21 protein-coding genes and 1 tRNA gene are annotated in these 26,458 nt (G+C 63.5%); 11 read left to right on the forward strand and 11 right to left on the reverse strand.

The window, feature by feature from the left end:
• Positions 1–199: 199 nt before the first annotated feature.
• From FJ222_06350 to FJ222_06365, 4 genes are all read right to left on the reverse strand, one after another.
• Entirely contained in the window at positions 200–1,588 is a 1,389-nt protein-coding gene (locus tag FJ222_06350; protein ID MBM4164044.1) for a PAS domain-containing protein, read from the reverse strand.
• A 64-nt stretch (positions 1,589–1,652) separates the two neighbouring features.
• Entirely contained in the window at positions 1,653–4,085 is a 2,433-nt protein-coding gene (locus FJ222_06355; GenBank protein ID MBM4164045.1) for a hypothetical protein, read from the reverse strand.
• 57 nt (positions 4,086–4,142) lie between these two features.
• Complete coding sequence (gene recN, locus FJ222_06360; GenBank protein ID MBM4164046.1) at positions 4,143–5,903, reverse strand: DNA repair protein RecN; 1,761 nt, start codon at positions 5,901–5,903, stop codon at positions 4,143–4,145.
• Positions 5,900–6,946 carry a hypothetical protein gene (locus FJ222_06365; protein MBM4164047.1) on the reverse strand — a complete coding sequence of 349 codons (1,047 nt, stop codon included), beginning with the start codon at positions 6,944–6,946 and terminating at the stop codon, positions 5,900–5,902. The genes recN and FJ222_06365 overlap by 4 nt, the downstream gene beginning before the upstream one ends.
• Positions 6,947–7,113: 167 nt before the next feature.
• Here FJ222_06365 and FJ222_06370 point away from each other — a divergent pair, with 167 nt between their 5' ends.
• Positions 7,114–7,737, forward strand: coding sequence for a hypothetical protein (locus FJ222_06370; protein ID MBM4164048.1), 624 nt, complete (start codon positions 7,114–7,116; stop codon positions 7,735–7,737).
• 32 nt (positions 7,738–7,769) lie between these two features.
• Positions 7,770–8,504 carry an endonuclease gene (locus FJ222_06375; GenBank protein ID MBM4164049.1) on the forward strand — a complete coding sequence of 245 codons (735 nt, stop codon included), beginning with the start codon at positions 7,770–7,772 and terminating at the stop codon, positions 8,502–8,504.
• 10 nt (positions 8,505–8,514) lie between these two features.
• On the opposite strand, the gene FJ222_06380 is transcribed toward FJ222_06375, so the two are convergent.
• On the reverse strand, positions 8,515–9,270 hold the full coding sequence (locus FJ222_06380) for a redox-sensing transcriptional repressor Rex (GenBank protein ID MBM4164050.1): 756 nt from the start codon (positions 9,268–9,270) through the stop codon (positions 8,515–8,517).
• Positions 9,271–9,347: 77 nt separating this feature from the next.
• Here FJ222_06380 and FJ222_06385 point away from each other — a divergent pair, with 77 nt between their 5' ends.
• From FJ222_06385 to FJ222_06400, 4 genes are all read left to right on the forward strand, one after another.
• A complete protein-coding gene (locus FJ222_06385) occupies positions 9,348–10,592 on the forward strand; it encodes a nucleoside-diphosphate kinase (protein MBM4164051.1) in 1,245 nt (414 codons plus the stop codon).
• A 5-nt stretch (positions 10,593–10,597) separates the two neighbouring features.
• Positions 10,598–11,758, forward strand: coding sequence for a pyridoxal phosphate-dependent aminotransferase (locus tag FJ222_06390; protein MBM4164052.1), 1,161 nt, complete (start codon positions 10,598–10,600; stop codon positions 11,756–11,758).
• Between the two features lie 13 nt (positions 11,759–11,771).
• Positions 11,772–11,856: transfer RNA gene (locus tag FJ222_06395), tRNA-Leu, on the forward strand.
• 64 nt (positions 11,857–11,920) lie between these two features.
• Positions 11,921–12,577, forward strand: a complete 657-nt coding sequence (locus FJ222_06400) for a hypothetical protein (protein ID MBM4164053.1) — start codon at positions 11,921–11,923, stop codon at positions 12,575–12,577.
• Here the strand turns inward: FJ222_06400 and FJ222_06405 are convergent.
• From FJ222_06405 to FJ222_06430, 6 genes are read right to left on the reverse strand one after another with little or no spacing between them, the layout of a single operon-like run.
• Positions 12,556–13,668, reverse strand: a complete 1,113-nt coding sequence (locus FJ222_06405) for a sugar phosphate isomerase/epimerase (GenBank protein MBM4164054.1) — start codon at positions 13,666–13,668, stop codon at positions 12,556–12,558. The two genes, FJ222_06400 and FJ222_06405, sit on opposite strands and share 22 nt — an antisense overlap.
• A complete protein-coding gene (locus FJ222_06410) occupies positions 13,520–15,205 on the reverse strand; it encodes an alpha/beta fold hydrolase (protein ID MBM4164055.1) in 1,686 nt (561 codons plus the stop codon). The genes FJ222_06405 and FJ222_06410 overlap by 149 nt, the downstream gene beginning before the upstream one ends.
• Positions 15,202–16,020, reverse strand: coding sequence for an ABC transporter ATP-binding protein (locus tag FJ222_06415; GenBank protein ID MBM4164056.1), 819 nt, complete (start codon positions 16,018–16,020; stop codon positions 15,202–15,204). The genes FJ222_06410 and FJ222_06415 overlap by 4 nt, the downstream gene beginning before the upstream one ends.
• Positions 16,021–16,047: 27 nt before the next feature.
• A complete protein-coding gene (locus tag FJ222_06420; protein MBM4164057.1) occupies positions 16,048–16,728 on the reverse strand; it encodes an electron transport complex subunit E in 681 nt (226 codons plus the stop codon).
• Between the two features lie 6 nt (positions 16,729–16,734).
• Positions 16,735–18,435 carry a hypothetical protein gene (locus FJ222_06425; protein MBM4164058.1) on the reverse strand — a complete coding sequence of 567 codons (1,701 nt, stop codon included), beginning with the start codon at positions 18,433–18,435 and terminating at the stop codon, positions 16,735–16,737.
• Between the two features lie 32 nt (positions 18,436–18,467).
• Positions 18,468–19,424: a hypothetical protein gene (locus tag FJ222_06430; GenBank protein MBM4164059.1), complete on the reverse strand. Its 957-nt coding sequence runs from the start codon at positions 19,422–19,424 to the stop codon at positions 18,468–18,470.
• A gap of 222 nt (positions 19,425–19,646) precedes the next feature.
• On the opposite strand from FJ222_06430, the gene FJ222_06435 reads away from it, so the two are divergent.
• The 5 genes from FJ222_06435 to FJ222_06455 all read left to right on the forward strand — a co-directional run.
• Positions 19,647–20,324: a hypothetical protein gene (locus FJ222_06435; GenBank protein MBM4164060.1), complete on the forward strand. Its 678-nt coding sequence runs from the start codon at positions 19,647–19,649 to the stop codon at positions 20,322–20,324.
• Entirely contained in the window at positions 20,324–21,985 is a 1,662-nt protein-coding gene (gene pilM / locus FJ222_06440) for a type IV pilus assembly protein PilM (GenBank protein MBM4164061.1), read from the forward strand. Before FJ222_06435 ends, pilM begins: the two co-directional genes overlap by 1 nt.
• A gap of 17 nt (positions 21,986–22,002) precedes the next feature.
• Positions 22,003–22,899 (forward strand): hypothetical protein, encoded by an 897-nt coding sequence (locus tag FJ222_06445; GenBank protein ID MBM4164062.1) that lies wholly within the window; start codon positions 22,003–22,005, stop codon positions 22,897–22,899.
• A gap of 10 nt (positions 22,900–22,909) precedes the next feature.
• Positions 22,910–23,950, forward strand: coding sequence for a hypothetical protein (locus tag FJ222_06450; protein ID MBM4164063.1), 1,041 nt, complete (start codon positions 22,910–22,912; stop codon positions 23,948–23,950).
• An 84-nt stretch (positions 23,951–24,034) separates the two neighbouring features.
• The coding region (locus FJ222_06455; GenBank protein ID MBM4164064.1) for a hypothetical protein at positions 24,035–26,458 on the forward strand (2,424 nt) is incomplete at its 3' end.

Genomic DNA, 26,458 nt, shown 5'->3' on the forward strand with positions numbered 1-26,458 from the left:
TTTCATGATTCGTATTCCTTAACGTCGTGACTAACCCACGAGTATCACGAAGCGTGCCAAGGTGCTGAACGAACCTTCTGATTGAACGTAACGCGTGTGATCGCAAGTGGATGCAGCAAACCATGGCCGGATGCTGCGCGATGATGAGAGTTGCGGAATCGCAACGGTCTGTAGATGAGAGTGTCGCATTTCAGCGACTCTACTTGGCCGCAGCGCGGGATCGGCCATCTCGCGCGGGATGGTCGATATTCAGGGCGCGCATTTTTCGGAAAAGCGTGCTCTTGTGGAGGCCAAGGGCGCGGGCGGTGGCGAGGCGGTTGAAGTCGTGTTGCGCCAGCGCTGCGCGGATGGCATGTGCTTCGGCGGCACGCGTCTGCGCAGCGATCGTGTCGCCCGTCGGGACAAGGGGTGCCGGTCGTTGACCGGTGAGTTCGGACGGAAGGTGATGGCGTTCGATCTTTCCAGCCCCGCACAAGACGAACGCTCGCTCGATGATGTTCTCCAGCTCGCGCACATTGCCGGGATAGTCGTGCGCCACGAGCAGCGCCATCACCTCTGGGGTGACACCAACCACCGCTTTGCCCTGCCGTCGATTAAAACGGGCGACGAAGTGATCGACGAGGATGGGGATGTCCTCCTTGCGCTTGCGAAGCGGGGGCAGCTCCAATTTGACGACATTCAATCGGTAATAGAGGTCTTCGCGGAACAGATCTTTGCGGATCAGTGCAGGCAGATCGCGATGCGTGGCAGCAATCATGCGCACATTCGCGTGCCGCGTTTCGGTGCCGCCGAGGGGCTCATAGGTTCGTTCCTGGAGCACGCGCAGCAGGCGCACCTGCATCGCCGGGCTGATGTCGCCGATCTCATCCAGAAACACGGTGCCGCCCTCGGCCAGCGCGAAGCGACCGGGCTTGTCGTGCACAGCTCCCGTGAACGCGCCCTTGACGTAACCAAAGATCTCGGATTCGAGCAAGGTGTCGGGCAAGGCACCGCAGTTGATCGGAACGAAGGGCTTGTTCTTGCGCAGGCTGAGGGTGTGGATGGCGCGCGCCAAAAGTTCCTTGCCTGTGACGGTGTCGCCGTGGATCAGCACGGTCGCATCGCTGGGGGCGATCTGCGGGAGGAGGTCGCAGATCCGGCGCAATAGGGCGCAACGGCTGACCAGATCACCCATCTGGCAACGCCCCTCCAGTTCTTTGCGCAGTTCCTCCTCCAGGCTGAGGTCGCGAAAGGTTTCCGCGCCTCCGGTGAGCCTACCGCATGCGTCGCGCAATATGGCCGTTGAAACGGAGATGGGAAGTCTGCGGCCGTCGGCATTGACAATAAAAGCAGCCTTATTGATGATGGGCTTGCCGGTTTTAACCGTTTGGCGGAGGGGGCAATCCGCCTCGCACATGCTCGCACGAAACACGTCTGAACAGGGCTTCCCAATGGCGTCGCGCCGCCGAATACCGGTAATGGCCACAGCGGCGCGGTTGAACGATGTGATTCGCCAGTCGGAGTCCACCGTGAAGACGCCGTCCGAAATGCTTTCCAGAATGCTTGTGGCCGCAGTGTGAAACGCATCGATCTTCGTTGCCCTGCTCATGGCCATGCTTCTCCCGTCCCCATCTCTATTGAGTAATTTATTATGAACCGATGTTTAAAACAAGTCAACAGACCCTCAGATCAAGGCAGGTGGCTTGCGGGTGACCGGAGGCTGGATGCAACCGAGTGAGTAGGGTGCGTAGCGGCACCTGATGCGAGAAGGTGATACTCAGTGTTGATCCGCAGGTTCGAGTCGTGTCGCCCGCTTCGTTGGTTGGTGCAAGCGGGCGCGTGGGACACTGCGTGACGGGTGGCGATCCCGCCATGACCGTCAGGGCGAACACCCACTTCTTTTTGACAGCAGCCGGGGCGAGCGTGGCGCGCCAGACATCGCCATCGCGTTGGAGGGAATGAGGCAGCCTGAGCGCATGGAGCCATTCGGATGCGGTCTGCGCCGTGTCGCGCGGTGCCGTAGAACAGGAGATCTGCCAGGTGGCCCGTGTGAAGTGTCCGGGTGTGACGTCAGACGGCACTGGCGCGGAAGGAAAGAGGGCCGTCTCCTGCGTCAGCGCGGCGAGCACGGGAGCTGCGTCCCACGCACGAAAGCGCAGCAGGGTTTCGCCACATGGGATGATCCGCTCACCGGCCGCCTCGCCCAGCGAGAAGACCGCTTCGTCAACCGTCAGCAAGGTGTCGATGAGCGCCGGATGTCGCGTGAGCAGACCTTGCAGAAGCCGGGCGGACACCCATTCGGGCGAGCGCCCCGCAAAGTCGACGGGCAGGCAGGCGCGGTGGTAGAAGGGGATCAGGCGGCGTTTGTCCGCTTCGATGCCTGCCACGGTCGCAATGAGCGAGGACGGGATAGTCAGCGTGCGGGACTGGTTGATGATGGACTGGCGTTCGGAGTCATCGGCGCAGGCTCCGCACGCGGAGCACGACGTGCCGAGGCAATATCCGGCATCCAGAAAACGGCGGGCCGCATCCCAGCGCGACGCGAGAAAAGCGTCGGATACCGCGCGTTGAATGAAGGGGAAGCAGCGGGCTGAAGAAACGGCGGCCTGTTGCGCGGGGAGCGCGAGGGCATCGGCCAGGCGATGCGCATCGGCTTCGCGCCAGGGGCTGTGAGTGGTGAGACCGTCGCACGCGAGGCGAACGACAGCATCGGCGTCGTCGTGAGTACAGGCGGCCAGGAGCTGCGTGGCGAGGTAATCAGGCCAGACGAGCGCGAAGCGGGATTCAAGCCGGTAGCGCCTGCAGATCGCCGCAACGCCGTCCACGCAGAAACGCCAGTCTGACTCGTTGAGGAAGAGGCGGTCACGGGCGAGGGGGGTGTTGGGCATGCGCACCAGCCGGCCGAAACTCAGCACGACGCGTGTGCAGGCCGGCGGCGTTCGCATCCAGCCGCTCAGGCGCGAACAGAAGTCGCCGAAAGCGGCCAGATCCGCCGGTGTCTCGTGCGCGGTAAGGATGTAGAACAGCTTGATTTCGCGCGCGCCCCGCTGAAGCAGGGTCTGGATGGCGGCGGCGATGGCATCATCGGCGAGGGACTTGCAGAGAAAGGCCCGCATACGGGGGCTGATGCCCTCGATGCCGAGCGTGAAGGAGCCTTTGCCGGCCGCGCGTTCGAGGTCCACAATCCCGGGGCATGCGGCGACGCCGTCAGCCCGCTGGCTCTTGAACGAAACGGTGTGGAAGAGCCGCGCGCAGCGCTCCACCAGCGGGCCGAGCTCCGCGTAGGTGTTGAGGTTGAAGGCGTCGAGCTCGATGCCGCGCGCGCCGCAGGCGGCCTTGAGGCTGCGGGCCTGCGCCAGGACATCGGCGAGCGCCCATGAACGATAGGGTTTGCGTTCATAGCCCTCGAAGCAGAACGAACAAAAGGCGGCGCAGCCGGCGCCCACAGAAAGGCGCGCGGTGCCCGTGCTTTCAGTATCGAGCAGGGGCTGGGGCGAGGCGAGGGGCGGCTTTCCGCGTGCCACGGCCTGTCGGATGGGCGTGTCGGGCACAACGCCCGTGACCCAGAAGCCGTCCAGCGCGTGAGCGGCACGGGTGAGGCGTTCGCGCTTGGAACCGGAAGCCTCCCGCCAGCGGCGCAGGAAAACGGGAAGGGCGTCCTCGGCTTCGCCAAAGAACATCGCGTCAGGGACGGCCGTGCCGTCGGTGCGAACGAGACAGTGCGCGGCAAACGCATTGGAGCCTCCGAGAAGGACGGGCGGGAACGTCTCCGGACGATCCGGCGCCCAGGGAGAAAGGCCGTTCGCGTGGAGCAGCCAGGGAAGGTTAACCGCCTCTTGCACGCAGGAATTGGTGACGAGGATCAAATCGCAGGTTGACCATTCGCGTCCGGTGAACGTTCCGATGACGCGCGGATCGCGCGTGGGCGGCAGGAAGGCGAAGTCAATCGCGGTGTCGGGATGCGCGGTCAGAGCCAGATCCGCCAGCACGCGGTGCGTGGAGGACGCGGCTGTGTCGCGGCAACTGGAGAGACGAAGGAAGAGCAGTGTCATGGGAGCAAACACCGTGTTTAGTTTATTGGCCTTCTCGGTCTGGGAGGCATTCATGAGACCCGCCTGCTTCACGGAACAATCCACACACAAACCCGGAAGCTCAGACTGCTCTCACGCCGTCGTTTCCAGCAGCTTGCGGGCGTGCTCGAGGGTCACGGAGGTCAGGTTCTTGCCGCCCAGCATGCGGGCAATCTCCTCGGCGCGCGCCTCGTCGGTCACCGGTGAGATGCGGGTGAGCGTGCGATTCCTCTGCACCGCCTTGCTCACCACGAAATGGACATCGCCGAAGACCGCGACCTGCGGCAGGTGGGTGATGCACAGCACCTGATGGGAGGCGGCAACGGTGCGCAGCTTGCGGCCCACGGCATGCCCCACTTCGCCCCCGATGTTGGCGTCGATCTCGTCAAACACCAGCACGGGGATGCGGTCGTGCCGGGCCAGCACCGTCTTGACGGCGAGCATGACGCGTGCGATCTCGCCGCTCGATGCGATGTCGCGCAAGGCGCGCATAGGTTCGCCAGGGTTGGGCGCAAAAGCGAAGGAGACGGCGTCGGCGCCGTCGGGACGCGGGGACACCGGGGTGACGTCGACGCCAAATCCGGCTCGGAGGAAGCCAAGGTCGCGCAGTTCCCGTGTGATCGCCCGGGCGAGACCGGCCGAGGCTGCGGCGCGGGCCTGGGACAGCACGGCGGCGCGGGTGGCGCGCCCGGCCAGGGCGGCGGCGATCTCCGCATCCAGGCCCGCAAGCCGCTCGTCCCGCGCGGCGAGATCGTCGAGCCGATCCCGGCTCTTCTGCAGGGTGTCGAGCATCTCCCGCACCGAGGCGCCGTATTTGCGCCTGAGCTTCTGCACCAGCGCCATCCGCTCCTCCAGTTGCTGCAGGCGGCCCGGATCGGCGTCAATCCGTTGCAGGCGTCCGGCAATCGTGCGGCCGAGTTCCTGCACCTGGGTGGCGGCGGACTGCAATTCGGCGCGCCAGCCCTCGGCATCGGGTAGCATGCGGCCCAATTCGAGCAGGCGGTGCTGCAAGGCCGCGAGGGTGTCGAAGGCCGATCCCTCGCCATCGGTCAGCCCGGCGAGGAGGGCGTTTCCGGATTGCAGGATCGCCTCGGCATTGGCCGCTTCAGCGTGTTCGCGGATAAGGTCGGTGTCGTCCGCCGGGGTCAGGCGGGCGCTGGCCAGTTCATCAATGACAAACTGAAGCCGGTCCATTTCGCTGGCGGTATCGGCGCCGCCGCCCAGCAGATCGGCGCGGCGGCGTTCGAGCGCTGCGACGGTGCGCCAGGCCTCGTCATAGGCCGTTCGGGCGGGTAGACAGCGGCCAAAGCTGTCGAGCAGGTCGAGTTGGAAGGCGGGATCGAGCAGCGACTGGTGGTCATTCGGGCCGTGGATGTCCACCAGCAGGGCACCGACACGCCGGATCGTCTGGACGGTGACTGCGGCATCGTTGAGCAGGCATCGGCCCGCGCCTGCGGCGGCGATCGTGCGGCGAATGATCAATTGTCCGTCCTCGCAGGGGGGCAGGCCGGACTCGGCGAGCACGGCATCCACGGCGGCGGGGGCGGCCAAGGCGAAGGCCGCCTCGACTTGGGCTTCGGCGGCGCCGCTGCGCACCAGCGACTTGTCCGCGCGCCCGCCCAGCACGAGATCGAGCGCGCCCATCAGGATGGATTTGCCAGCGCCGGTCTCTCCGGTGATGATGTTGAGACCGGCCCCGGGGAGAACCGAGGCCTCCTCGACGATCGCGAGATTGTGGACGCGAAGGAGGTTCAACATGACAGGCCACCCGGTATTCGCCGCCGCCTGTCGGAAGCGTGCAGGCTTTCCATTCCATAAGTGATGTGCATGCGATTCCCCGGAGGCTTGTGTCATTCCATGAACTTGCCTGTGTGGCGGAACGTGACCGCCATGGCGGTGAGGAGCGAGGCCAGATCCATCAGGCGCTCCTCCTGCTTGTCCATCCGCACCCGCAGCCCGAGCGAACGGGCACGCTCCACCACCTTGTCGAGCAGCATGCGGATATCATCCGGTGCCATCGCCGACCAGTCGGCGACACGGGTGATGAGCATGCGGCGGCGGCGGGTGATGAAGGTGGCCGCCTCGACGGCGGGGACCGGGGACCGGAATTGCGGAAACACGCGCTGGAGCTTGTCGTCGAGGTAGCCTTGGGCTTTGGAGCGGTAACGTTCGGCGCGCTGGCCGTAGTGCTCGGCGATCGTCATTGCGAGCGTCTCGATCGGCTGCATCAGTTCACCGCCGGTCACTGCGGGGGGGCGCGTGCGCAGGCGGCGCATCACCCGGTCCACGTACGCGAGCTTGCGCAGGGCGGGCCAGTTGGCGTAGCGCCTGCGCCAGCCCGATTTTGGCGTCAGCCAGACAGCAAAGGTTTCGGCGAAATCCTCGTCCGGATGCTTCTGGGCGTAGGTCGTCCGCCGCGCCTGACCGTGCGCCAGATGGCGGACGAAACGGCGGCTGAAGGGGTCGGTGTCGAAGGTGTCGCGGTAGGGCTCGGCGAATCGGCCAAACAGTTCGCTCCACTCCGGATCCTCCCAGAGGCGGTAGCCGTAGTTTACGGCATGGCCGGCTTCGTGGCGCAGGAGCATCATCACCATCTGCTCATCCTCGATCTCCCCGGTCTGCTCCTCCTCAATCCGCATCAGGCGTTTGTCGGCCAGATAGAACGGGATGCCGATCACCGGGACCCGGTTGGGGCAGCCCCAGCCATCGGTGATATAGAACGCGGGCACGAAGCCGATCTTGCGATCATGAAACTCCTTCTGCAGACGGTTGAGCGCAGGCAGGATCGGCGAGCGGGAGAGACGCAGATTGAGATCACAGAGACGGGTGTTCAGCAGTTCGTAACGAACCGTTTCCCACGCATGTATCAGCGAACGAAGACGGGCGGCAGCACTCATAGCGGTTTTCCGGCCGGGCGACGGGGTTCGGTGTTCAAGGTTCAGAAGCAACGGGGCGAAATCCGATCCGGCATTGGTTCTGATTGTCTCACGTCCGGCCCTTTTCGTCGAGTCCAGACGATAAACGCTTGCCTAAACAGCCCCTTTGACGCCACAATGAGACGCTCATGAACACACCGCTCGAACAGATACGCCAGCAGATTGCCAGGCAGGACGATGTGGTTGTCCGTCGTCTCGCGCAGCGGGCGGTCTGTGGCGTGGCGCCTGCCGGTTTTTACCCCGTCGGCTGGAGCGCGCCGACCTTTCGCCGCCTAGCGTCGGAAGCGGCTTTTCCGCCTGCTCTTGAATCCTTCCAGGCCCGGATCGAGGCCGGTTTCACCCGCTCCGTCCTGCCGCTCCTGATTCGGGGCGCCAGAACCGGGGCCGGGACGGAGGACGCGCTGCGCGCCGCAGACGCCGGCGCCATCGCCGCCATCGCCATCCGGCTCGGCCTCTCGCTGCAGGTCGCGGCGTGCAAGTTTGCTGGAAACGACACCCGCCTCCGGGCGGCCGCAGAGGCGGGCGACGCGGCCCAGATCGAGGCGTTGATCACCTTTCCATCGGTCGAACAACTCGTCCTGCATCGCGTCCGATCCTGCGCCGCGGAACACAGTCGCGCCTGTACCCTGCCGCCCCCCAACGCCGACTGCCTGCCCGCCGCCCTGGAGGCCATCTACAGCGGTTGGCTGATCCCCCTGTCACGCGCCATACAGGCCGCCTGGCTGATCCAGACCGCAGCACGGGATACCTGACTGCTCCGTGCTCCGTTCTCGCCGCAAACCCCATGCGTTTCTTCCTCTACAACATCCGTTATGGAACCGGGCGTCGCAAAAACCGCGCCTGGATGGATCTGTTGCGTAAAACCGTCAATCATCTGCCGCGGATCACCGAGCTGATCCGCAGGCACAATCCCGACGTCATCGGCCTGGTCGAGGTGGACACCGGCTCGTTCCGCAGCCGGGGCGTCAACCAAGCCGAGGCGATCGCCGAGGATCTGGGCAGCTATTTTCACCGCTGTGAGGTAAAATACTCCAAGGGCGGGCTGTTTGAACGCCTGCCCGTCTTTAACAAGCAGGCCAACGCCATTCTCACGCGTGGCGAGATTCACCGGGAGCGGTTCCACTATCTGAACTACGGATTCAAGCGCCTGGTCATCGAGCTGGAAATGGAGAAAATTAACCTGTTTCTCGTCCACCTGTCGCTCCGCTTTGGCACCCGCCAGCGGCAGCTCGCCGACCTGCACGATCTCGTCATGGCGTCGGCCAAGCCGTGCGTCGTGATGGGCGACTTCAACGCCCTGTCGGGTTCCAAAGAAATGAAGCTCTTCCTCGCCGCCACCGGCCTGACATCGGTCAATCCAAGCCACCGGCCGACCTATCCGAGTTGGCGGCCCGCCCGCGAGCTGGACTTCATCTGCACCACGGCCGACATTACACCCGTCCGTTTCGAGATTCTCGACTCGGCCCTCTCCGACCACCTGCCGATCCTCTGCGACCTGCGCATCCCCGGCGAGGCGTGAGGGTTCAGCCTTATTTCACATGGAGTCGGTGCGAAAGCACCGCCAGGCTTGCAGCCAAATCCTCGCGCTTGATGATCACCTCGGCGGGAACGACCAGCTGCACCGTCGTAAAATTCCATATGCCCCTGATCCCGCCGGCGATCATCGCATCCGCGACCGGCTGAGCCACCTCCTGGGGAACCGTCAGAATCCCGATGCGGACGTTCAGCCGCCTGACGACTTCGGTCAGTTTATCGGTCGCATAGACCGGTACGCCCGACACCCGCCGTCCCACCCGCCACGCGGCCAGGTCAAACGCCGCGACGATCTGCAGGCCGTGTTCGCGAAATCCGGTGTAACCGAGCAACGCTGTTCCCAATCGGCCGACACCCGCCAAAACCGTCGCCGTGTCATCGCTCCAACCGACATACCGCTCGATCCCCGTGATCAACGGATCGATGGGAAACCCCAGGCGTGGGGTGCCGCAGACACCCGCCCCGGCCAGGTCCTTGCGCACGACGATCGGGTCGACCTCCAGTATCCTGGCCAGTGTCGCGCTCGACGCGAAAACCTCACCCCGCGCGCGCATCTCCCGCAAGAGCCGCAAATAAAGCGGCAACCGCTTGACCCTGCGATCGCCGATTTCACTCTTTCTCGTTCCACCCATACACGCATTCCGGCTTATTTGCGAGGCGTGGTGTTCCGCGTCCGCCCCAACACGTGGGGATATCCGCCCACCCGAGGGCGCATTCACTTTACCACACCTTCGGAGATTCCGCATCCGCATTTTGTATGTGACAACTTCGCCGGTTACATGCTAACATCCACTGAAAGACCTGCTCATGCCATGCATGACGGGCAGGGATGGCGTGTGTGGCCGCCGGGAAACAGGGGTCATCGGCGGGATATTCCGGCACACAGCCAAGAAATGGGATGGATATGGCAAAAGAATTGGCGTTCGTGCTGATCAACCCGTATTCGATCCGCAAGTCGCGGACGGGGGGGATCATTGCGCGTTATCTCGTTCAGACCGATCTGAAGCTGGTCGGCGCCCGGATGTTTGGCGCCTCGCGGGAGCTGGCGGGCACGCTGGCCGACTATCTGGAGACCTATGATGCCGACGATCCGGATAAGTGCAAACTGCTCGCCGGATACGTCCGGAGCAATTACACGCCGGATTCCGTTCTGGGCCGATCCCACCGCAGTATGATGTTGCTGTTTGAAGGCGAGAACGCGGTCGCCAAGATTTATGAGATCACGGGGAGCCTGCGCCAGACGTGGGGAACCGGTCTGACGGTGCGCGACACCTTCGGCGACTTCGTGTGCGACGAGCAGACCGGGAAGATGCTCTATTTCGAACCGAGCGTCATCGTCGGCCCTAATGTGCGGGTTACGGGCGAGCTGCTTAAAATCTGGTGCCGTCAGTTTGAGTCCGAGGCCGGCATCGTCCGCGGCGCAAGCGACGTGCCCGAAGGGCCGGACGTGCATCGCACGCTGGTGCTGATCAAGCCGGAAAACTTCCGGCAGCCGTCGTTGCGCGCGGGCAACATCATGAGTCTCCTCTCCCGCGCGGGGCTGCGCATCGTGGCGGTCAAGAAGTTCGCCATGAGCGTGGCCCAGGCCGAGAAGTTCTACGAGCCGGTGCGGGCGAATCTGCGCCGCATTTTTCCCCTGATTGGCAAGGCGCGCGCCGCCCAGGCGCTGTCGACAGCATTCGGTCTCTCGGTCGATCCGGATCGGCTGACCTCGCTGTGCGAGCTGATCGCCCCCGATTTCGCCGATTTCGAGTTTGAGAACATCGTCGAGTTCATGACCGGTCGCAGACCCTCCTCATGCTCCGACGCGATCAAGCAGTTGAAGGGGACCGAGGAGTGCCTGGCCATCGTGTACGAGGGGGTGGATGCCGTCAACAAGGTCCGCGATATCCTCGGTTCGACCGATCCGAGCAAGGCCAGCAGCGGCACGATCCGCCGCGAATTCGGCACCAACATCATGGTCAACGCCGCGCACGCCTCCGATTCCGCCGAAAACGCCGTTCGCGAGATGGCCATCATTGACATCGAACGGGATGCCCAGTTTGAAGAGCTGATTAAGGCCCACTATCCGTGAAAACACTGAATTCAAGCATTCTCGCCATCCAGCCCTCCGCCACCCTCGCCATCGCCGCGCTGGCCAAGCAGTTGGCCGCCCAGGGACGTCCTGTTTGCGACTTCGCGGCTGGCGAGCCCGACTTCGACACGCCCACGTTCATCAAGGATGCCGCTATCGTCGCGCTGCGCGAGGGGAAGACCAAATATACGCCGGTGGCCGGGGTGCCCAGGCTCTGCGAGGTGATCGCCGCCAAGTTGAAGCGAGACAACGGACTGGACTACACACCCTCGCAGATCGTCGTGAGTTGCGGGGCCAAGCATTCGCTGGCGCTGGTCTTCCAGACGCTCCTGAATCCGGGTGACGAGGTGATCATCCCCGCGCCCTACTGGCTGAGTTACCCCGAGATGGTCCGCATCGCGGGCGGCGTCCCGGTCTTTGTCACGGCCACGCCAGCGGCCGACTTCAAGATCACCCCGGCCGACATCGAGCGGGCTGCGACGGCGCGCACCGTTGCCCTCGTGATCAACAGTCCGTGCAATCCCACCGGCACGATGTACACCCCGGCGGAATTGCGCGCCATCGGCGAGACGGCGATCCGCCTCGGACTGACCCTCATTTCGGACGAGATCTACGAAAAAATGGTCTACGACGGCCATGAGCAGGCGAGCATGGCCGCCTTCTCTCCCGCACTGTACGCCCACACCATCACGGTCAACGGCATGAGCAAGGCCTACTCCATGACGGGCTGGCGTCTGGGCTACACCGCCGCGCCCCAGCCTTTCATCAAGGCCATGAACGCCCTGCAGAGCCACACGGCTTCGGCGCCCAACACCTTTGCCCAGTGGGGCGGCATTGCCGCAGTTGAGCGCGGCGACGACTCGATCCGCGAGATGGTGGCCGCGTTTGACGCTCGCCGTCGGAGCATGTTCGCCCTGATGTCCGCCATCCCCGGCGTCGTCTGCCCCCGGCCGACCGGCGCCTTCTACGTCTTCCCCGACATCTCAGCGCTTGGCTTGGATTCCATCACCTTCGCCCGCCGCCTGCTCGAATCGCACAACGTTGCCGTGGTGCCCGGCGTCGCCTTCGGGGCCGATGCGTGCGTCCGGCTCAGCTACGCCTGCACCCAGGAGACGATTGAGACAGGGCTGGCCCGTTTCCGGGCTTTCTGCGCGAGCCTCACCTAAGTGGGGCAATACCGGGCGAGTGGTGGAATTGGCAGACACGCAAGACTTAGGATCTTGTGGCGCAAGCCGTGCGGGTTCAAGTCCCGCCCCGCCCACCAGTTCTCAGACGCGACCGATGCGCGATGACGCGAACCTAAATGATTAGAAGGAAGAACGTGTACCATGACTCACTCATTAGCCGTTTGCTTGAGGGCCGGATTCCGGCTGCTGTTTCTGTGTGCCGTTCTCGGCGGTGTCGCGGGTGTCTTTCTGCTCGATGTGCATGGCTACCCGACCACACAGGACTTTTTCTCCGAACAGTCTTGGACGGAAACGGCGCAAGTTACGCTGCTGTTTCTGTCGGGCGCGGCCTTTACCGTCGGCGGGCGTCTCACCCGCGAACGCCGCATTCCGGCCTGCCTGCTGATGGGCCTGGCGGCGCTGGCGTTTGTGCGCGAGCTGGATTGGGTGCTTGACAAAGTCTGGCATGGCTTCTGGGTGGTGCCGGCGACCCTCGTGATGATTGCCGTGGTGTGCGGGGTGTGGCCGAGGCGGAAGACGTTTTTCGACGCCTTCGCGCGGGAGGTGACGCAACCGTATTGGGGCATCCTGTGCAGCGGCTTCGGCATGGTCTTTGTCTTCTCCCGGATCTTCGGCATGCGCCGCAACTGGATGGCGTTGCTGGGTTCGCAGTTGGCCTTCACGAGCGTCCGCAGTGTCCGGCGCCTGGCCGAGGAGGGGACCGAGCTGGCCGGCTATGCGTTGATCTTTGTGGCGTCCATCGTTTTTCTGATATCCTGCTATCAGGAACGGAAGCATCAACCGCCGCCCCAGATCTGACGCAGGTGCGCCAGCGCCGCAGCCAGGGCTGTGGCGGGCGTTCCGGGAAGCGGTTCGAAGACGCGGATCACGGCGGCGGTTCCATAAAACGCGAAGCGTGTGAAATCAATGACGCCCGTACCCGGCACGTGATGGTCATCGGCGAGGCCGTGCACATCGTGAATGTGAACGCCGCGTGTGATCGGCAGCAGATGCGCCGCGACGGCCGCGTGATCGGGGCTCCATCCAAAGTGTTGCCGTATCTGCCCGTGCCCCAAATCGTGCCAGTACGCGAGGGCCGACGCCGGATAGTCGGCGGTCAGTTGCAGGATTTCGGCATCGGACGGCACCGCTTCCCAGGAGGGCAGATTCTCGAGGCAGAGCGTCACCCCGGCCTGCTCAAAACGGGGGACGAGGCGGTCGAGCGACCGTCGCAGCGCCTGGAGGTGTCGGCCCGCCCGGCGTTCGCGTGCCCAGAGCGCGCGCGCCGTCTGCTTCTTGAAAAGCGGGTCGTCAATTCCGGAATCCGACACACGGCGCATGAGACTTTCGGAATCGAGTCCGCGGCGCCACCAGCCCTGCCGAATGCGCCCGGCATGGAGGATGACCGCCCGCGCGCCGACCTGCTGGGCAAACTCCAGGGTCTTGCCGGCCAGCAGAATGGCCATGACGCGTTCATCTTCATCCAAAGATGCCGTCAGGTACAGCTCGGGGTGGCCTCCCGCGACATGCGGTGGCGCAGGACAAAAGGCATGGACGCTGGACACGGCAACGCCACCCTGCCTCACCCGGCGCAACACGCCCTCGGCTTGCTGCTCGTCCAACTGGTAGCCCAGTTCGACGGCGTCAAATCCCAGCTTCAGGATCTCGTCAACCATCGCCTCGCCCGTCGGATGTCGCGCGCTGTTCCAGTTGGTCGAAAGCGAGAACGTCAGGGATGTGTGTGGGGAGTCCGGCATTGGGTCATCTCCCCCCCCGCGCGACGTGCAGAATAAACGACTCGCTTCGCGCGAGCACGTCCGACTCCCACGCCAGCGAGTAGAAACTGTGTCCCGCGTGCGGGACGATGTGCACATCGTGACGGATGGAGTGGCGGGCGCAGAACGCGGCATAAGCGGCGGCGGAACCGGCGGCGTCTGGATCAGAGCCGCCGAAGATCAAGCGGATGCGGCCCGGATAGCGCCGAAAGTGTTGCAGGATGCGGTCTTCCTCGGTGGCCTCGGCGGCGGATCGGGTCTCATGGTGCACCAGCGTTTTCTTCACCATATCGGCGCGGATGCGGCCGGTGGTGAGCTTGACCCAGGTTTCACGCCGGGTCAGCTTGATCGCATAGGTCTTGATCGCGCGCCAGGTGTGGCGGCGACCGGTGGCGGCGGATCGGAGCGAACCCATCGATTCGGGAGACCAGAGCGTGAGCGCGTCAATGCCCGGCTCGGCGGCGGCGCAGAAGGCGACCTTGCATCCGGAACAAATCGCCGTGATGATCATGGGGCCTCCGTCCGGGCAGGTCTGGCGCATCCAGGCGACTGCGGCGCGCGTGTCGGCGGTCATGGCCTCGATGGACGCGGCGTCGGCATCCCCGTCGCTGTCACCCCGGCCGGAGAGGTCAATGCGCAGCGCCATCACGCCGGCCGCGGCCAGCCGCCGGGCGAAGGTGACAAACATCCGGTGCGGCCCGGTGCGATCCCCCGACCAGCCGTGAATCAGGAGCAGGCGGGCCACGGGCGGCCGGGCCGGTGACGGCCAGTCCACCCAGCCCCGGATCGTACCGGAAGGGGACGCAAACGTGATCGGGCCGCTGCCAACCGACTCCGGAAGCGGACCGGGTGCAGCGCGGGGAACGCCTGCGGGCACGAGGCGATGGAGGGCGTCGGCCAGCGCGCCGCTCAGCGGACCGATACCCACGCGTCCGACCGTATTCCAGAAGGCTGGGAGGCGCAAGGCGAGGCGTTCAGATGCCGGTGCGCCGATGTGAGCGGCATGGGCCGCGCGGGTGTCAGCGCCGGTGGAGACCACGCAACCGGCTTCCGTCCACGTGCCCGGCGCGAGCACCGCGAGATCGGCGGCCAGGCGCGGGGTGAAGGGATAGCCGTCCAGATCGGCGCAGGTGCCCTGCAACCAACCCGCCTCGATCCGGGCGCGAGAAACGGGTGCGCGGCCATAGGCGACCATCTGATTCACCTGATTCCGCTGGAGCAGTTGTTTCAGGAGGTCTGTGCCGCCGACCGGCTCGATCAGCAGGCGCGCGGCGCAGGGCGCGACGAGACGGGAGGCCAACGCGGCGCCGAAGCGGATGCCGAGCACGACGGGTTCGCACTGCGGATACCGGTCCCGGAGCCAGGCGCGAGCGGCCTCCGCGTCGGCCAGCCAGTCGGACACTGAGAAGTCGGCAAAATCCCCGGGGGAATCCCCGGTGCCGCGATAGTCGAAACGAAGAACGGCCGTGCCCTCGGCCGCCCAGGCGCGGGCCAGATCACACAGGATGCGGTGACAGGCTTTTCGCTCCTCGGCAAGCGGGGGAACAAACAGCGCCGTCCGCAGCGGGGCGTTCGGCGCATGCAGGATAGCGGCCAGCGCGCCCGGCGCGGTTTCCAGAAGAAACGACGTTTCCTGAAACGGAAGCCTCGCTGATGGCTGCGGGTCAATCATCGTTGGGTGGGTCCTTTCGCCGTTCGGCACGGGAAGACGCGCAGGACATCGGCCACAGGATCGCGTTGGATCGACACAGCGCACTGGTAGACGGCGCCCAGCGTGTCGGGGGTCAGTACGGCCTCGGGCGGACCGTCTGCGGCAATCCGGCCCTCATGGAGCAGCACGAGGCGGGAAAAATATTCGGCGGCGAGGTTGAGGTCATGGCCAATCATGAGGATCGTCATCCCCTGCTCGCGATTGATCTGCTCGATCATCTGGACAATTTCGAGCCGGTGATTCATATCGAGATGCGAGGTGGGTTCATCGAGCAGGATGATGCGGGGGCGGGCGGCCAGGGCCATGGCGACAGCCACCCGCTGGCGCTCCCCGCCGCTCATCTCCTGAAAAACCCGGTCCTTCAGGTGGCGGGTGTCGGTCAGCGCCATGGCCTCGGCGACCCAGCGCCGGTCGTCGTGCGACGGCGGAATCCAGCGGCCCAGCGCGGCGGTACGCCCCATCATCACCAACTCGCCTGCGGTGAACGGCATGGCCGTATCGAGTTCCTGCGGCACGGTGGCGACCAGGCGCGCCCGCTCCGCAGCCGGGATTTTCCGCACCGGCCGGTCAAAAATCGCAACCTGGCCCGCGCGCGTCTGCAGCAGCCCGGTGATCACCCGGAACAGGGTTGATTTGCCGACGCCGTTCGGACCGAGGATAGCCACGCACTCACCGGCGGCTACGCTCAGGGAGAACTCACGGATGACCGCCTCGCCGTGGTAACCGGCTGTGACGGCGTCGAGGCGGATGGCGGGGGTGTGCGGTTCGGCGTTCATGACACTCCCGGCTCCCTTGCGGGGGCCTCATTCCGCCAGGCGGCAGATCACGCAATGGCGGCAATCGAGTTCCAGGGGGACGGGAGCCGCCTTGCCGCTGACGGCGGCGGCCCGTGCCTGGACATGGTTGATGAGGGCCAGAATGCAGCCGAGGGTGATGAAGCCGCCGGCGGGGAGGATGGCCAGCGTGAGGGTGTTGGGATGGATGCGGTAGGCCCAGTCTCCCCAGACCGTGAGGGTGCCATTGCCGATGATTTCGCGAACGGCGGCAATGACCGCCAGCGCCAGCGTAAAGCCCGCGCCCATGCCGATCCCGTCCGCCACGCTATACCCGATCGCGTTCTTGGCGGCAAAGGCCTCGGCGCGGCCGAGGATGATGCAGTTGACGACGATCAGCGGGATGAAGATGCCGAGGCTGGCGGCGAGCGCCGGGGTGAACGCCTGCATCAGCAGGTCGATCACAGTGACGAAGGTGGCGATCACCACGACATAGCAGGGGATGCGGACCTTGGCGGGGATCACATGGCGTAATGAGGAGATCACGGCATTCGACCCGACCAGAACAAAGGTTGCTGCCACGCCCATGCCCAAGCCGTTCTCCAGCGACGAGGTGGTCGCCAGGGTGGGGCACATGCCGAGGACCAGCCGGAAGGTCGGATTTTCCCGGATGATGCCCCGTGTCAGCTCGCTTAGAAAACGCATAGCCATCCCCTCTTATTCGGCGGTGTCGGCATCATCCGTGGACGCGGCCGCCGGTTCGGTGTCGGCTGCCGGGCTGAAGGCCGACTGCTTCAGATTCCAGGCCGACCACTCGGCGAAGAGGGGCGGGAAGATGCGCTTCTCGATGGCGCTGCGGATCTGGTCACGCAGGAGGTTGCCGGTCAGGGGATCGCCCGGCGTGCGGTCAGAGACCGTGACGATGACGGCGTTGCCGAAGCGGGGCGCCGGGCTGGCCGCGATGCCGCCGGGGCGCAGCTTGACGGCTTCGCGGATGACGGCGTTGATTTCGGGAATCGCAGAGGGGACGCCGGCGTTGATGGAGAAGAAATAATTGGTGGTCGCCGTCAGGTTGACGGCGCGGGCAGCCTCTTCAAAGGTTTTGCCGGCGGCCACGGCTGAGGTGATGGACTCGCAGGCTGCGGTAATCCGGGCCTTAAACGCCTCATTGCGGGCGGCGGCGCCGGCGGCGGCGCGCACACGGTCGGCGACTTCGGCGAAGTCGGGGATGCGCGCGACATCGTTGGAATGGGCGACAATCAGGTAGACGACACTTTTGCCGCGAACGGCGTTGAAACGGGTCTGGGCCTGACGGCCGTCGAGTTCAAACGCTTTTTCCCGGAACTCGGCCACATTTTCAATCTGGGGAATGAAATCGTCGGCGCCGAAGAGCGGGGTTTCCAGAACGGGGAGATTACGCGCGGCGGCGACGGCGGCAATGCCGTTGGTGATGGCCTGTTCGAGCAGCACATGGCACACGTCGGTGAAGGCGGCGTCGGCGGTCTGTTCTTCCATGAGGGCTTCCACGATGGCCGGACGCGCCTCGTCCAGCGGGATGGTGGTGTCCTCGGTCTCGTTGGTTTCGGCCGGGCGGGAGAACCGCTGCGGGTTGCTGTCGTAATAATCCAGGATGTCGGCATCGGAGACGGTGACGGCCGAGACATAATTGGAGATGGGGACGGCGACATAGCGGATGGCGACGCGGTCGGGGAATGCATACTCGGTGCGGTGGGCCTCGTAGTGGCGCGCGATGTCCTGCTCGCTGAGCGGCAGGTCGGCTTGGGCAAAGGTGTTCGATACCACGGCATGGCGGACCGAGAAGGTGTCGGTATAGCTGGCGAGCGCGTCATCGACCTCCAGCGGCGAGACCCAAGCCGCCGAGCCGACGACAGCGCCGATCATGCGCAACGTGATGGTGTTGGCCAGGCCGGCCTCGAATTCTTGTTCGGACAACTGCAGGTTCTTATTGAGCAGGTAGCGGTAGAGATCGGAGTTGAATCCTTCGGTGAAGGCGCCGGATTCCAGGATTTCCTGCTTGACAAGGTTGGGCGATGCGGCAATGCCGGCCTGTGCGGCGACCTGAGCCGAGGCCAGGCGTTCCCACGTCTGGGTATAGAGCATGGCCGGCGGCGGCGCGCCCTCATTGCGGCCCGTCTGGCGGATATAGCGTTCGAGCGCGCGATATGTTTGGAGGAGGACGGGCTTGCCGTCGATGGAGCCGGCCGTGGACCGGTCGTGACCGGTCGAGATCGAGCACGAGTCAACCGAGACAAAAGCCAAGGCGATGACGATGACGAAGACGCCCCAGATGAAGCGGTTGCGGATGATGCGGTTAAAATGATAAATGACCACGGTTGGTTTCCATTCACTGACATGCGTTATTACAAAAAAAACGCTCCGGGCGGCAACGCGGGTCATCCGGATCGTGTACCGAGACGAAAAATGCCGGACTAGGGACTCAATCTCGCGGGAAGCGCGGCAGTGTCACCGGATTCGGTGTTGTCTTCATCCAAGGTTTCTTCGGGAGAGGCGGTCGGGTTGGCGGCGCCGGAACGGGCCGATTGGGCGGCGTTCTCGATATCCCCGGCATCGACCGCCACCAAACCCTCCCGTCCCTCCGAGAATGCGTAGCACTCCGGACGTTTGCCTTCGGGTCCTACCGCAAAAACAGCCACGATCAGGCGGCCGCCGACCGGGGCATATTCGCGCCAGATCTTGACCGTCGCGTTTGGGACGGCGTTAAATTCCAGCGGTTCCGGCGTCCCGTTGGCGAGGGTGATGACGGCTTCGCCGTCTTCTGTGGTGATTCGGGTGAGGCTGCGGTCGGCTGCGGTCTCGATCCGGAACGCGCACCCGGCCGGCACGCTGGCCATGGCGAACTGATTGCCGTCGATGGCGATAGAGCCCTTGATGACCTCGACCCGGGTGGAGATCAGATCAGCGGCGGCGGGCAGGAGCTTCACCACGGCGCGTCCAGAGAATCCGGATACCGCATAGTCGGGCGTTGCGACGACAAGCGCCGGTGCCGGGGTGTCCCGGTCGGCAAGCACCTGTATCTCGCCGGCGAGGAGGGTGATGATGTGGTTGGTGGGCGCATCAGGCGCGCGCTCGACGATCGCCTCCGTGGCTGCACCCATCATGGCCAACAGGTCCAGCGTGGCGGAGGTCCCGGTGAACGAGATCACCGCCGATCCGGCTGGTCCGGTTTGGATCGTCGTGCCGAACGGATAGGCTTTGTTGTCGATGGCCGGCCCGAAGGCCGTGTCGCCGGGGCATCTGACGTGACAGGCGCCCTGGACGCGGATCAACTGAAAGAGAGGAACGACGCTGGCGTGTTGAGCCCGCAGCGTTCCGACCAGAAGCGCGGCTACGAGAAGCAGACGATTGGCGGACAGGTGCATGATCATCAGTGACTCCTTCTCCTATTACCCAGCGTTCCGATGAACGCCCGTGACATCGGACGGACGGACAGTCTGCAAGACGCACGTGAATGGTCGTAGTGTAGCCCATGGCAGCAGGCGCGTCAATTGCAACAAAAAGTTTTTTTATTTTTCCCTATTGCGGTTATCGCTGAAACACGGTACAGTGTACTGAAACTGCGGTGAATCTTATTCTTTGAAAGGGCTGCCATGAAACGGATTCTCGTACTGCGGCTTTTAGTGATGCTGACGGGTGTGGCTGCGTTCCTGGTCGTGGTTGACCGCGTGGATGCGCAGGTCGCGCCGCTGGGGCGGCCGGGGGCGCCAGCGGTTCGCCCGGAGACCAAAGCGGGCGTGTTGCGGATCCGGAGAATGCCCAAGCCCACTCGTGCGGTGATGGTGCGGACGCCCGAATTCCAGACCAGTGTAGCGCGCAGTTCGCGCACCCCAAAGAACCGGGAGTGGGCGCTTCTGGAATTTGAATACGAAACGACGCCGGAGTGGTTGGACTCCTTGGACATCGCCTATTCGGTGATGACGCGGACGAAGGGGGCTGACGGCAAGGATGCCTACAGCCTCTTTCAGTCCCGCGTGACGTACATTGACATTCAAAAAGGCGACCACACAAGCTGCGTGATACTGGCGCCGAACACGCTCGCCCGATTTGGCGAGCCGGTGGCGCTCGCGATTGAGATCTATCAGAATGGCGCGTTGCTGGACAGCAAATCCGAGGTTGCGGCGAGGGAGACGTCCTTGCCCACAGAGGACTGGTGGAAGAATCCCCGCATCATCGACAATGCGTTGGTCACCCGGCGCGAGGGCTTGCTGGAGCGCAGCAAGACCCCCTTCGCGTTGATCAACATGGACGATTACGAGGTGGTGAAATAGTGTTCGGCTCAGACCACATACTCGCACTGAACGTCGGCGCTGGCAAGCTGGCGCTGGCCGAGTTTTCTGTCCGGAACGGTCGCGTCCCGGTTCTGTTGAATTACGGATTTGGCGAATTCGGCATGGACCCTGAGAATGAATCGGCGTCGAGCGCCTTCCTGATTGCGGCGCTGAAGGAGGTGATGAACGCCCGCGGGATCCGGCCCGCGCCGTTGCTGATGTCGGTTTCCGGGCAGCTCGTGTTTCCGCGGTTTCCCAAGATGCCGCCCGTGTCCAAGGACAAGCTGCTGCAGATGATCCAGCTCGACGCCGAGCAGAATGTGCCGTTTCCGATTACCGAGTTGGTCTGGGATTACCAGTTGATTGGCGGGGTGTCTGAGGGCGAGCAGAACGTCATGATCGTGGCCGCGAAGAACGAAACGGTGACCGAGCTCATCGATTCGGTCGTCGAGGCGGGTCTCGATCCCGAAGTCATCGATGTCGCCCCGATGGCGCTCTACAATTGCGCCCGCTACAACTATCCGGACCTGGACGGCTGTTCGATGATCGTAGACATCGGCGCCCGGTCCACCAATCTGGTGTTCATCGAGGACGGCAAGTTCTTCAGTCGCTGCATTCCGGTTGCGGGCAACGCCATCACGCAGGAGTTGGCGAAAAGCTTCCAGGTCGGGCACCGGGCGGCTGAGGCGCTGAAGCGGGAATGCGCGTTCGTTGCCCTCGGCGGCGTGTTTGCGCCGGTCGGTGACGAGCGGGCGGACCGTGTGTCAAAGGTGGTGCGGAACGTGATCACGCGGCTTCACGCCGAGATCAGCCGGTCGATCGCCTTTTACAGGAGCCAGCAAGGGGGAAGCACGCCCCACCGCGTCTTTTTGACCGGCGGGTCGAGCGTGATTCCCCACATGAACACGTTTTTTGCCGACAAGCTTCAGGTCGAAGTCCAGTATCTCAATCCCTTTCTGCATGTGGCGCTGGCGCCGCAGATCAACACGGAACAGATCGGCCGGGACGCCTTCATGCTGGCCGAGGTGATCGGACTGGCCTTGCGACGCAAGCTCGCCTGTCCGGTCGAGATCAATCTGCTGCCCCCCGCGCTGGCACGGCGCAAGACCTTCCGGCGACGGATTCCCTATTTCGGTCTCGCGGCCGCAGGTCTCGTGCTGACGGCCGGGGTCTGGACGGTCTACACGAAGGGGACGCTCAAGCTCTACGAAAAGCAAGCCCAGCAAGTGGACGAGCGTGTGAAACTTCTGGCTGAAGATCAGAAGAAACTCGATGACGCGCGGGCCCAATTCAAGAGCGTTCAAAAGGAGTCGGATGCGATCCGGAATAGGATTGCTGGCCGCGTCCATCTGGTGCGAGCGATGGACGCAATACGGGAGTGTCTCTTTCCTGGAATGTGGCTGACCTCCATCGAGTCGGTCCGCAACGCCCAGGGCGAGTTGGTTCAACTGCGCATTTCGGGCCGCGGATGGGTGGACCGGCTGAAGGAGATCGAGAAGAAGAACGGCGGGCCGACAACGGCGGTGGAGCTGTTCCGTGACCAGTTGAAGATGCGGCCGATCTTTGTGACCGACGGGGTGAAAATCGCAAACGAACAGGAAGAGCCGGACGGATCGGTCCGTGGATTCGTGGTGGAGGCGGCCTTGTCACCGATTTCTTGAGAAAGGCCGGATCAGGCATGAAGAGAAAACAGATTGCGATGGTCGGGTTGGGCGTGGCGATGGCCGGCGTGCTGATCGGCAGTGGGTGCGTTCTGGCATCGGCGTTATCGCATACCGAGGACGTCGCCCGGACACGCGATAACAAGCGTGCGGAACTGGGTCGGATTTATTCCGAGCCGGTTTTCCCATCCACCGCCCATGTCACCATGATCCACGATGATACCCGTGCCTTGTCGAGTTGGAACACCGACTTCATCAAGACACAGCGGGCCATCCTGCAGGTCGAAACGAATTTGTCGCCCTCGCAATTCAAGATTCAAGTGCTCCAGCCGGCCATCCGGGAGCTCGCCAAGACACAGACGGACGGCGGCGCGCGCGTCGTCGCCGCCGATTTTGCGTTCGGCTTTGACGCCTACATTCCGGGGGACCGCATGCCGGCGGTCGCCGACATCCCGCGATTGGCGGTACAGCTTGAATTGACACGGCGGCTATGTCGCGAGATGTTCGCCGCCAATGTCATCGTCCTGACCAAGATTCAGCACGCTGTTTCTGATCGCGCCACGCCGGAAACCCCGGCTCACGCATCGCGGGCGACCCGGCTCGGGGCGGTCGCACCCCGCCCGATGGCCGACCTCGACCGCAATCCCCCTACCTTGACCGGCCGGCATCCGTTTATACTGGAATTTACGGCCCGCAAGGGCGCGATGCTGGCCGTTCTGAACCGGCTCGCGAGCTGTGACCTGTTTGTGACGGTGAGGGATATTGACGTTCGGAAAGCGGGATCGGATGTCAAAGCGCCACCCGAGAATTGGATGGAGATGGGGGATGCACACCATCAGCAGCGGGTGGTATCGGGACCCGAACTGGATGCCCCACTGTTGGTTCGCATGACGTTGGACGTCGAGATATTCTGAGGGGTTTGCCGTGGCAAAGATAGGGAACCAATCCGTTTTTATTGAGCAGTACGACAAGGTGCTGGCTGTTGTGGTGCTCGTGAGCCTCCTGTTCTCATTGCTGTGGCTGACCTCCTCCCAGGAGAGACGGCAGCAGGAGGAGAAGGCCTATCAGGCCGCGCTCAACGCGCTCACGCCCAGGCCGCTTGAAGGCACGGGATTCGATATGGGCGTGTATTCAAATGCGCTACAGCAACTCGTCCAACCCAAACAGATTGCTTTGGACGCTCCCGATCAGGGTCTCTTTGTTCCCGACCGCCGCGTCTGGTGCGTCCGATGCTCCAAACCCATCCCGTATGCCGCCGAAATCTGCCCGTTCTGCACGGAAGAACAACCGAAACTCGCGGCTCCGGTCCCCGACACCGATGGCGACGGCATGTTCGACATCTGGGAGCGTCAGTACGGCTTTGACCCGTTCGATCCAAACGACGCGGACGGCGACGCGGACGGCGACGGCTTTACGAACGTGGAGGAGTTCTTGGCCAAAACCGATCCGCGGGAAGCCCAGAGTCACCCGCCGATAGATGTGCTCCTGCGGGTCAAGGAGGTCACCGCCAAGCGCATCGAACTGGCGTTGCGCGGAAAGAGCAGAATGCCCGATGGCCAGGTCCAATGTCAGTTCGTCCAGCAGGGACGATCATTCTTTATCCGCGAGGGAGAAGCCATTAGCAATGACTTCTATAACACTGGGTTCGTCTTCGTCGCATTCACCGAAAACTATGAGAAACGAGCTCACCCGACCCTCGGGGAGGTCACGGTTGAGACCTCTTTCGCCACGATCAAGCGACTGGCCGACGAGCAGATGTTCCGCCTGCAGATGAACGACGAGGCGTTCTCCGAGACGGTGGCCGAATTGGTTCTTCCCGTCGATGGCTCAACCTATGCCGTCGTCGCGGGGGGTACATTCACCCTGAGGAACGAACGCTATAACGTAATCAGTGTTGACAGCAAGACCCAAACTGTTGTAATAGAAAGCGCATCAACTCGGAAAAGGTTGACGCTCGGGAGATAGGGCGGATGCGTCGTCCGTCAGAATTGTTTCGCAGGCCCATTTACTTTTTTGAAAACGTATCTGTTTTAAAGGAGTCCCCCCCCTATGACCGGTTCATCTCGCTCGATGCGTGTTAAGTTGACCGCTGCCGTTCTTGTTTTTGTCGGCCTGTGGGCACACGCGCAGGACGATCTGGGTGACATCGATGCGCTGCTGCAGGAGTTGGGCGGTGGCGCACAACCTAAGGCCGAACCCGCTGTTCCGCCTGCCGCCGACCCGGCTATCACGGTTCCAGCGCCGGAAGCCGACCTTCCCGTCGTTGCCGACGGTGACCCCGTCAAGACTGCCGAAGCGCCAGCGGACGTGGCGGCCGAACCCGCCGAAACGGAAGATTTGCCGGCCATCGAAAATCCAGAAGCCGACAGATCGGATTCCGCCACGCCCAACGGCCTGAGTTCACCCACGTCGCGCGAGGCGGTGATTTCGGAGCTGGCGACACTGGAACGGATGCGTCGCGAAGCGAAGATCAGGCAGGGTGGCAATGAACTCGCGGCGGCCTGGGACGATCTGGCCAAGGGACTGCATGACGAAGCCAAGCGTAAGTTCTCAAACGCGCTGAGCTATATTCCGGACACGCCCGACACCCGCGCGTCGCGTGTGGCGGCGGAAAAGGGTCTGGCCGACGCGCATTATCAGCATGCGCTGATTCTCCGCAAAAAAGGACTTTTGGATCAGGCGCTTGTCGAGGCCCGCACCGCACAGGGCAAAGGCCAGAAACAGGCCGATCGGTTGGTGGGAATGATCCGCAAAGATATGGAGATTCCGGCCAAGAAGGCCGAAACGGTGGCGATCCCCCGGGCCAGCCAGCTTGAATTCAAGGAGAGCCGTGAGAAGGTGGCGGCCAGTATGCGCCGCGCCCGTCAGCACTATGTGGTAGGCGAGTACACCAAGGCGCGGGACGAGGCCGAGCTGGTCGTCAAGGAAGAGCCGTTCAATGTCGAGGGGATCCGCCTCCTCCGCCGCATCGCGGAACGGATGAACGATGTTTCCAATCTGGAACAACTGACCACCCGCGAGCGGATGATTCGCGATGTGAGCGCCGCATGGACGCCTGATCGGTACGGCATTGACGCCGCTTTTGCCGTCGACCTGAAGCCGAAGACTGACGACCTGTCCCGCGCCAGCAAGGCTCCGGACAAAGGCCTTTCGCCGGAACAGGAAATTCAGAAAAAGATGCAGGCGATCATGATCCCCTCGATCCAGTTCAACGCGGCCAACATCACCGATGTGATTTCGTTCTTCGAGAAGGCCAGCCGCGAATATGACACCGAGAAGGCGCACGAGAAGCGCGGCGTCAACTTTGTGATCAAGCCCGGAGGCGGGGCCGCTTCCGTAACCGGCGGCGGTGGCGCGATTCCCGATGTGTTCTCTCCCGCAGCAACCGGTGGCTCTCCAACGGCTGGCCTCGGCTCGGGCCCCATCACCTTCTCAGCGCGCTATGTGACCCTGTACGACGCCCTGAAGACCGTCATGGACGTCTCCAATATGAAGTTCCGAATCAAGGGCAACATCGTCACAATCATGCCGATGAATGTCCCGGATGATGTTCTGATCACCCGCTCCTACAACGTTCTGCCGACGCTTACCGAACGCGTGTTGTCCACCCACCGCGAAATCGCCCCGGCCGGCGGCGGTGGCGGCGGGTTTGCCGACCCTGCGGATATGAGCGGGGCGACCGATTGGAAGGGGTTCTTCGGCCAGATGGGGGTCAACTGGCCCGAAGGGTCGGCCATCGCCTATCTGGCGACCATCGGCAAGCTCCGCGTGTCCAACACCACGGACAATCTGGCTATTTTCGAACAGGTGCTGGAGGAGCTCAATGTCACCCCGCGCCAGATCGAGGTTGAAGCCCGCTTTGTCGAGGTCGCCCAGGAAGACCTCAACTCGCTCGGCTTCGAGTGGATACTGAACGGGAATCTGGGTGTTAACACGGGTATTGGATCGCTCGACACCTTTACGTCTCTCCCCGATGGTAATCTGAATCCGCTGAGTGGCAATGCGATGCTTCGCCCCTATGACTCAGGCAATCTGATTGTTGACGGCGGCGGTTCGGGCGGAAGCTGGATCGATGTGTTGACCCCGGGCGTGCCGGATCCCCTCAATCCGGGAGGCTGGCTGACGCCGCCTGGAACAACGAGACAGTGGGCATGGAATGCCACCCCGCCGGCGAATAGTTTTGGCCGAGGCATGCGGTTCATCAACTCGGCGGGCAACGGCGTGCTGTCCGACGGGGGCACCCGGCAGGACGATCTCCTCAAGCTGACCGCCGGGCTTGACGGAAACGCGATCTCCATGATCCTCCACGCGCTGAGCCAAAAGACCAGCACCGACATCCTCTCCGCTCCCAAAGTGGTCACCAAGTCGGGACAGGAAGCCATCATGAAGGTCGTCACCGAATACATCTATCCGACCAGCTTTGATGTGGAAACCACGGTCGGCGGCAACGTCGGTGTCGGCGGCGGTGGTGTT

This window comes from Lentisphaerota bacterium, assembly GCA_016873675.1.
In the GTDB taxonomy this organism is placed as follows: domain Bacteria; phylum Verrucomicrobiota; class Kiritimatiellia; order RFP12; family JAAYNR01; genus VGWG01.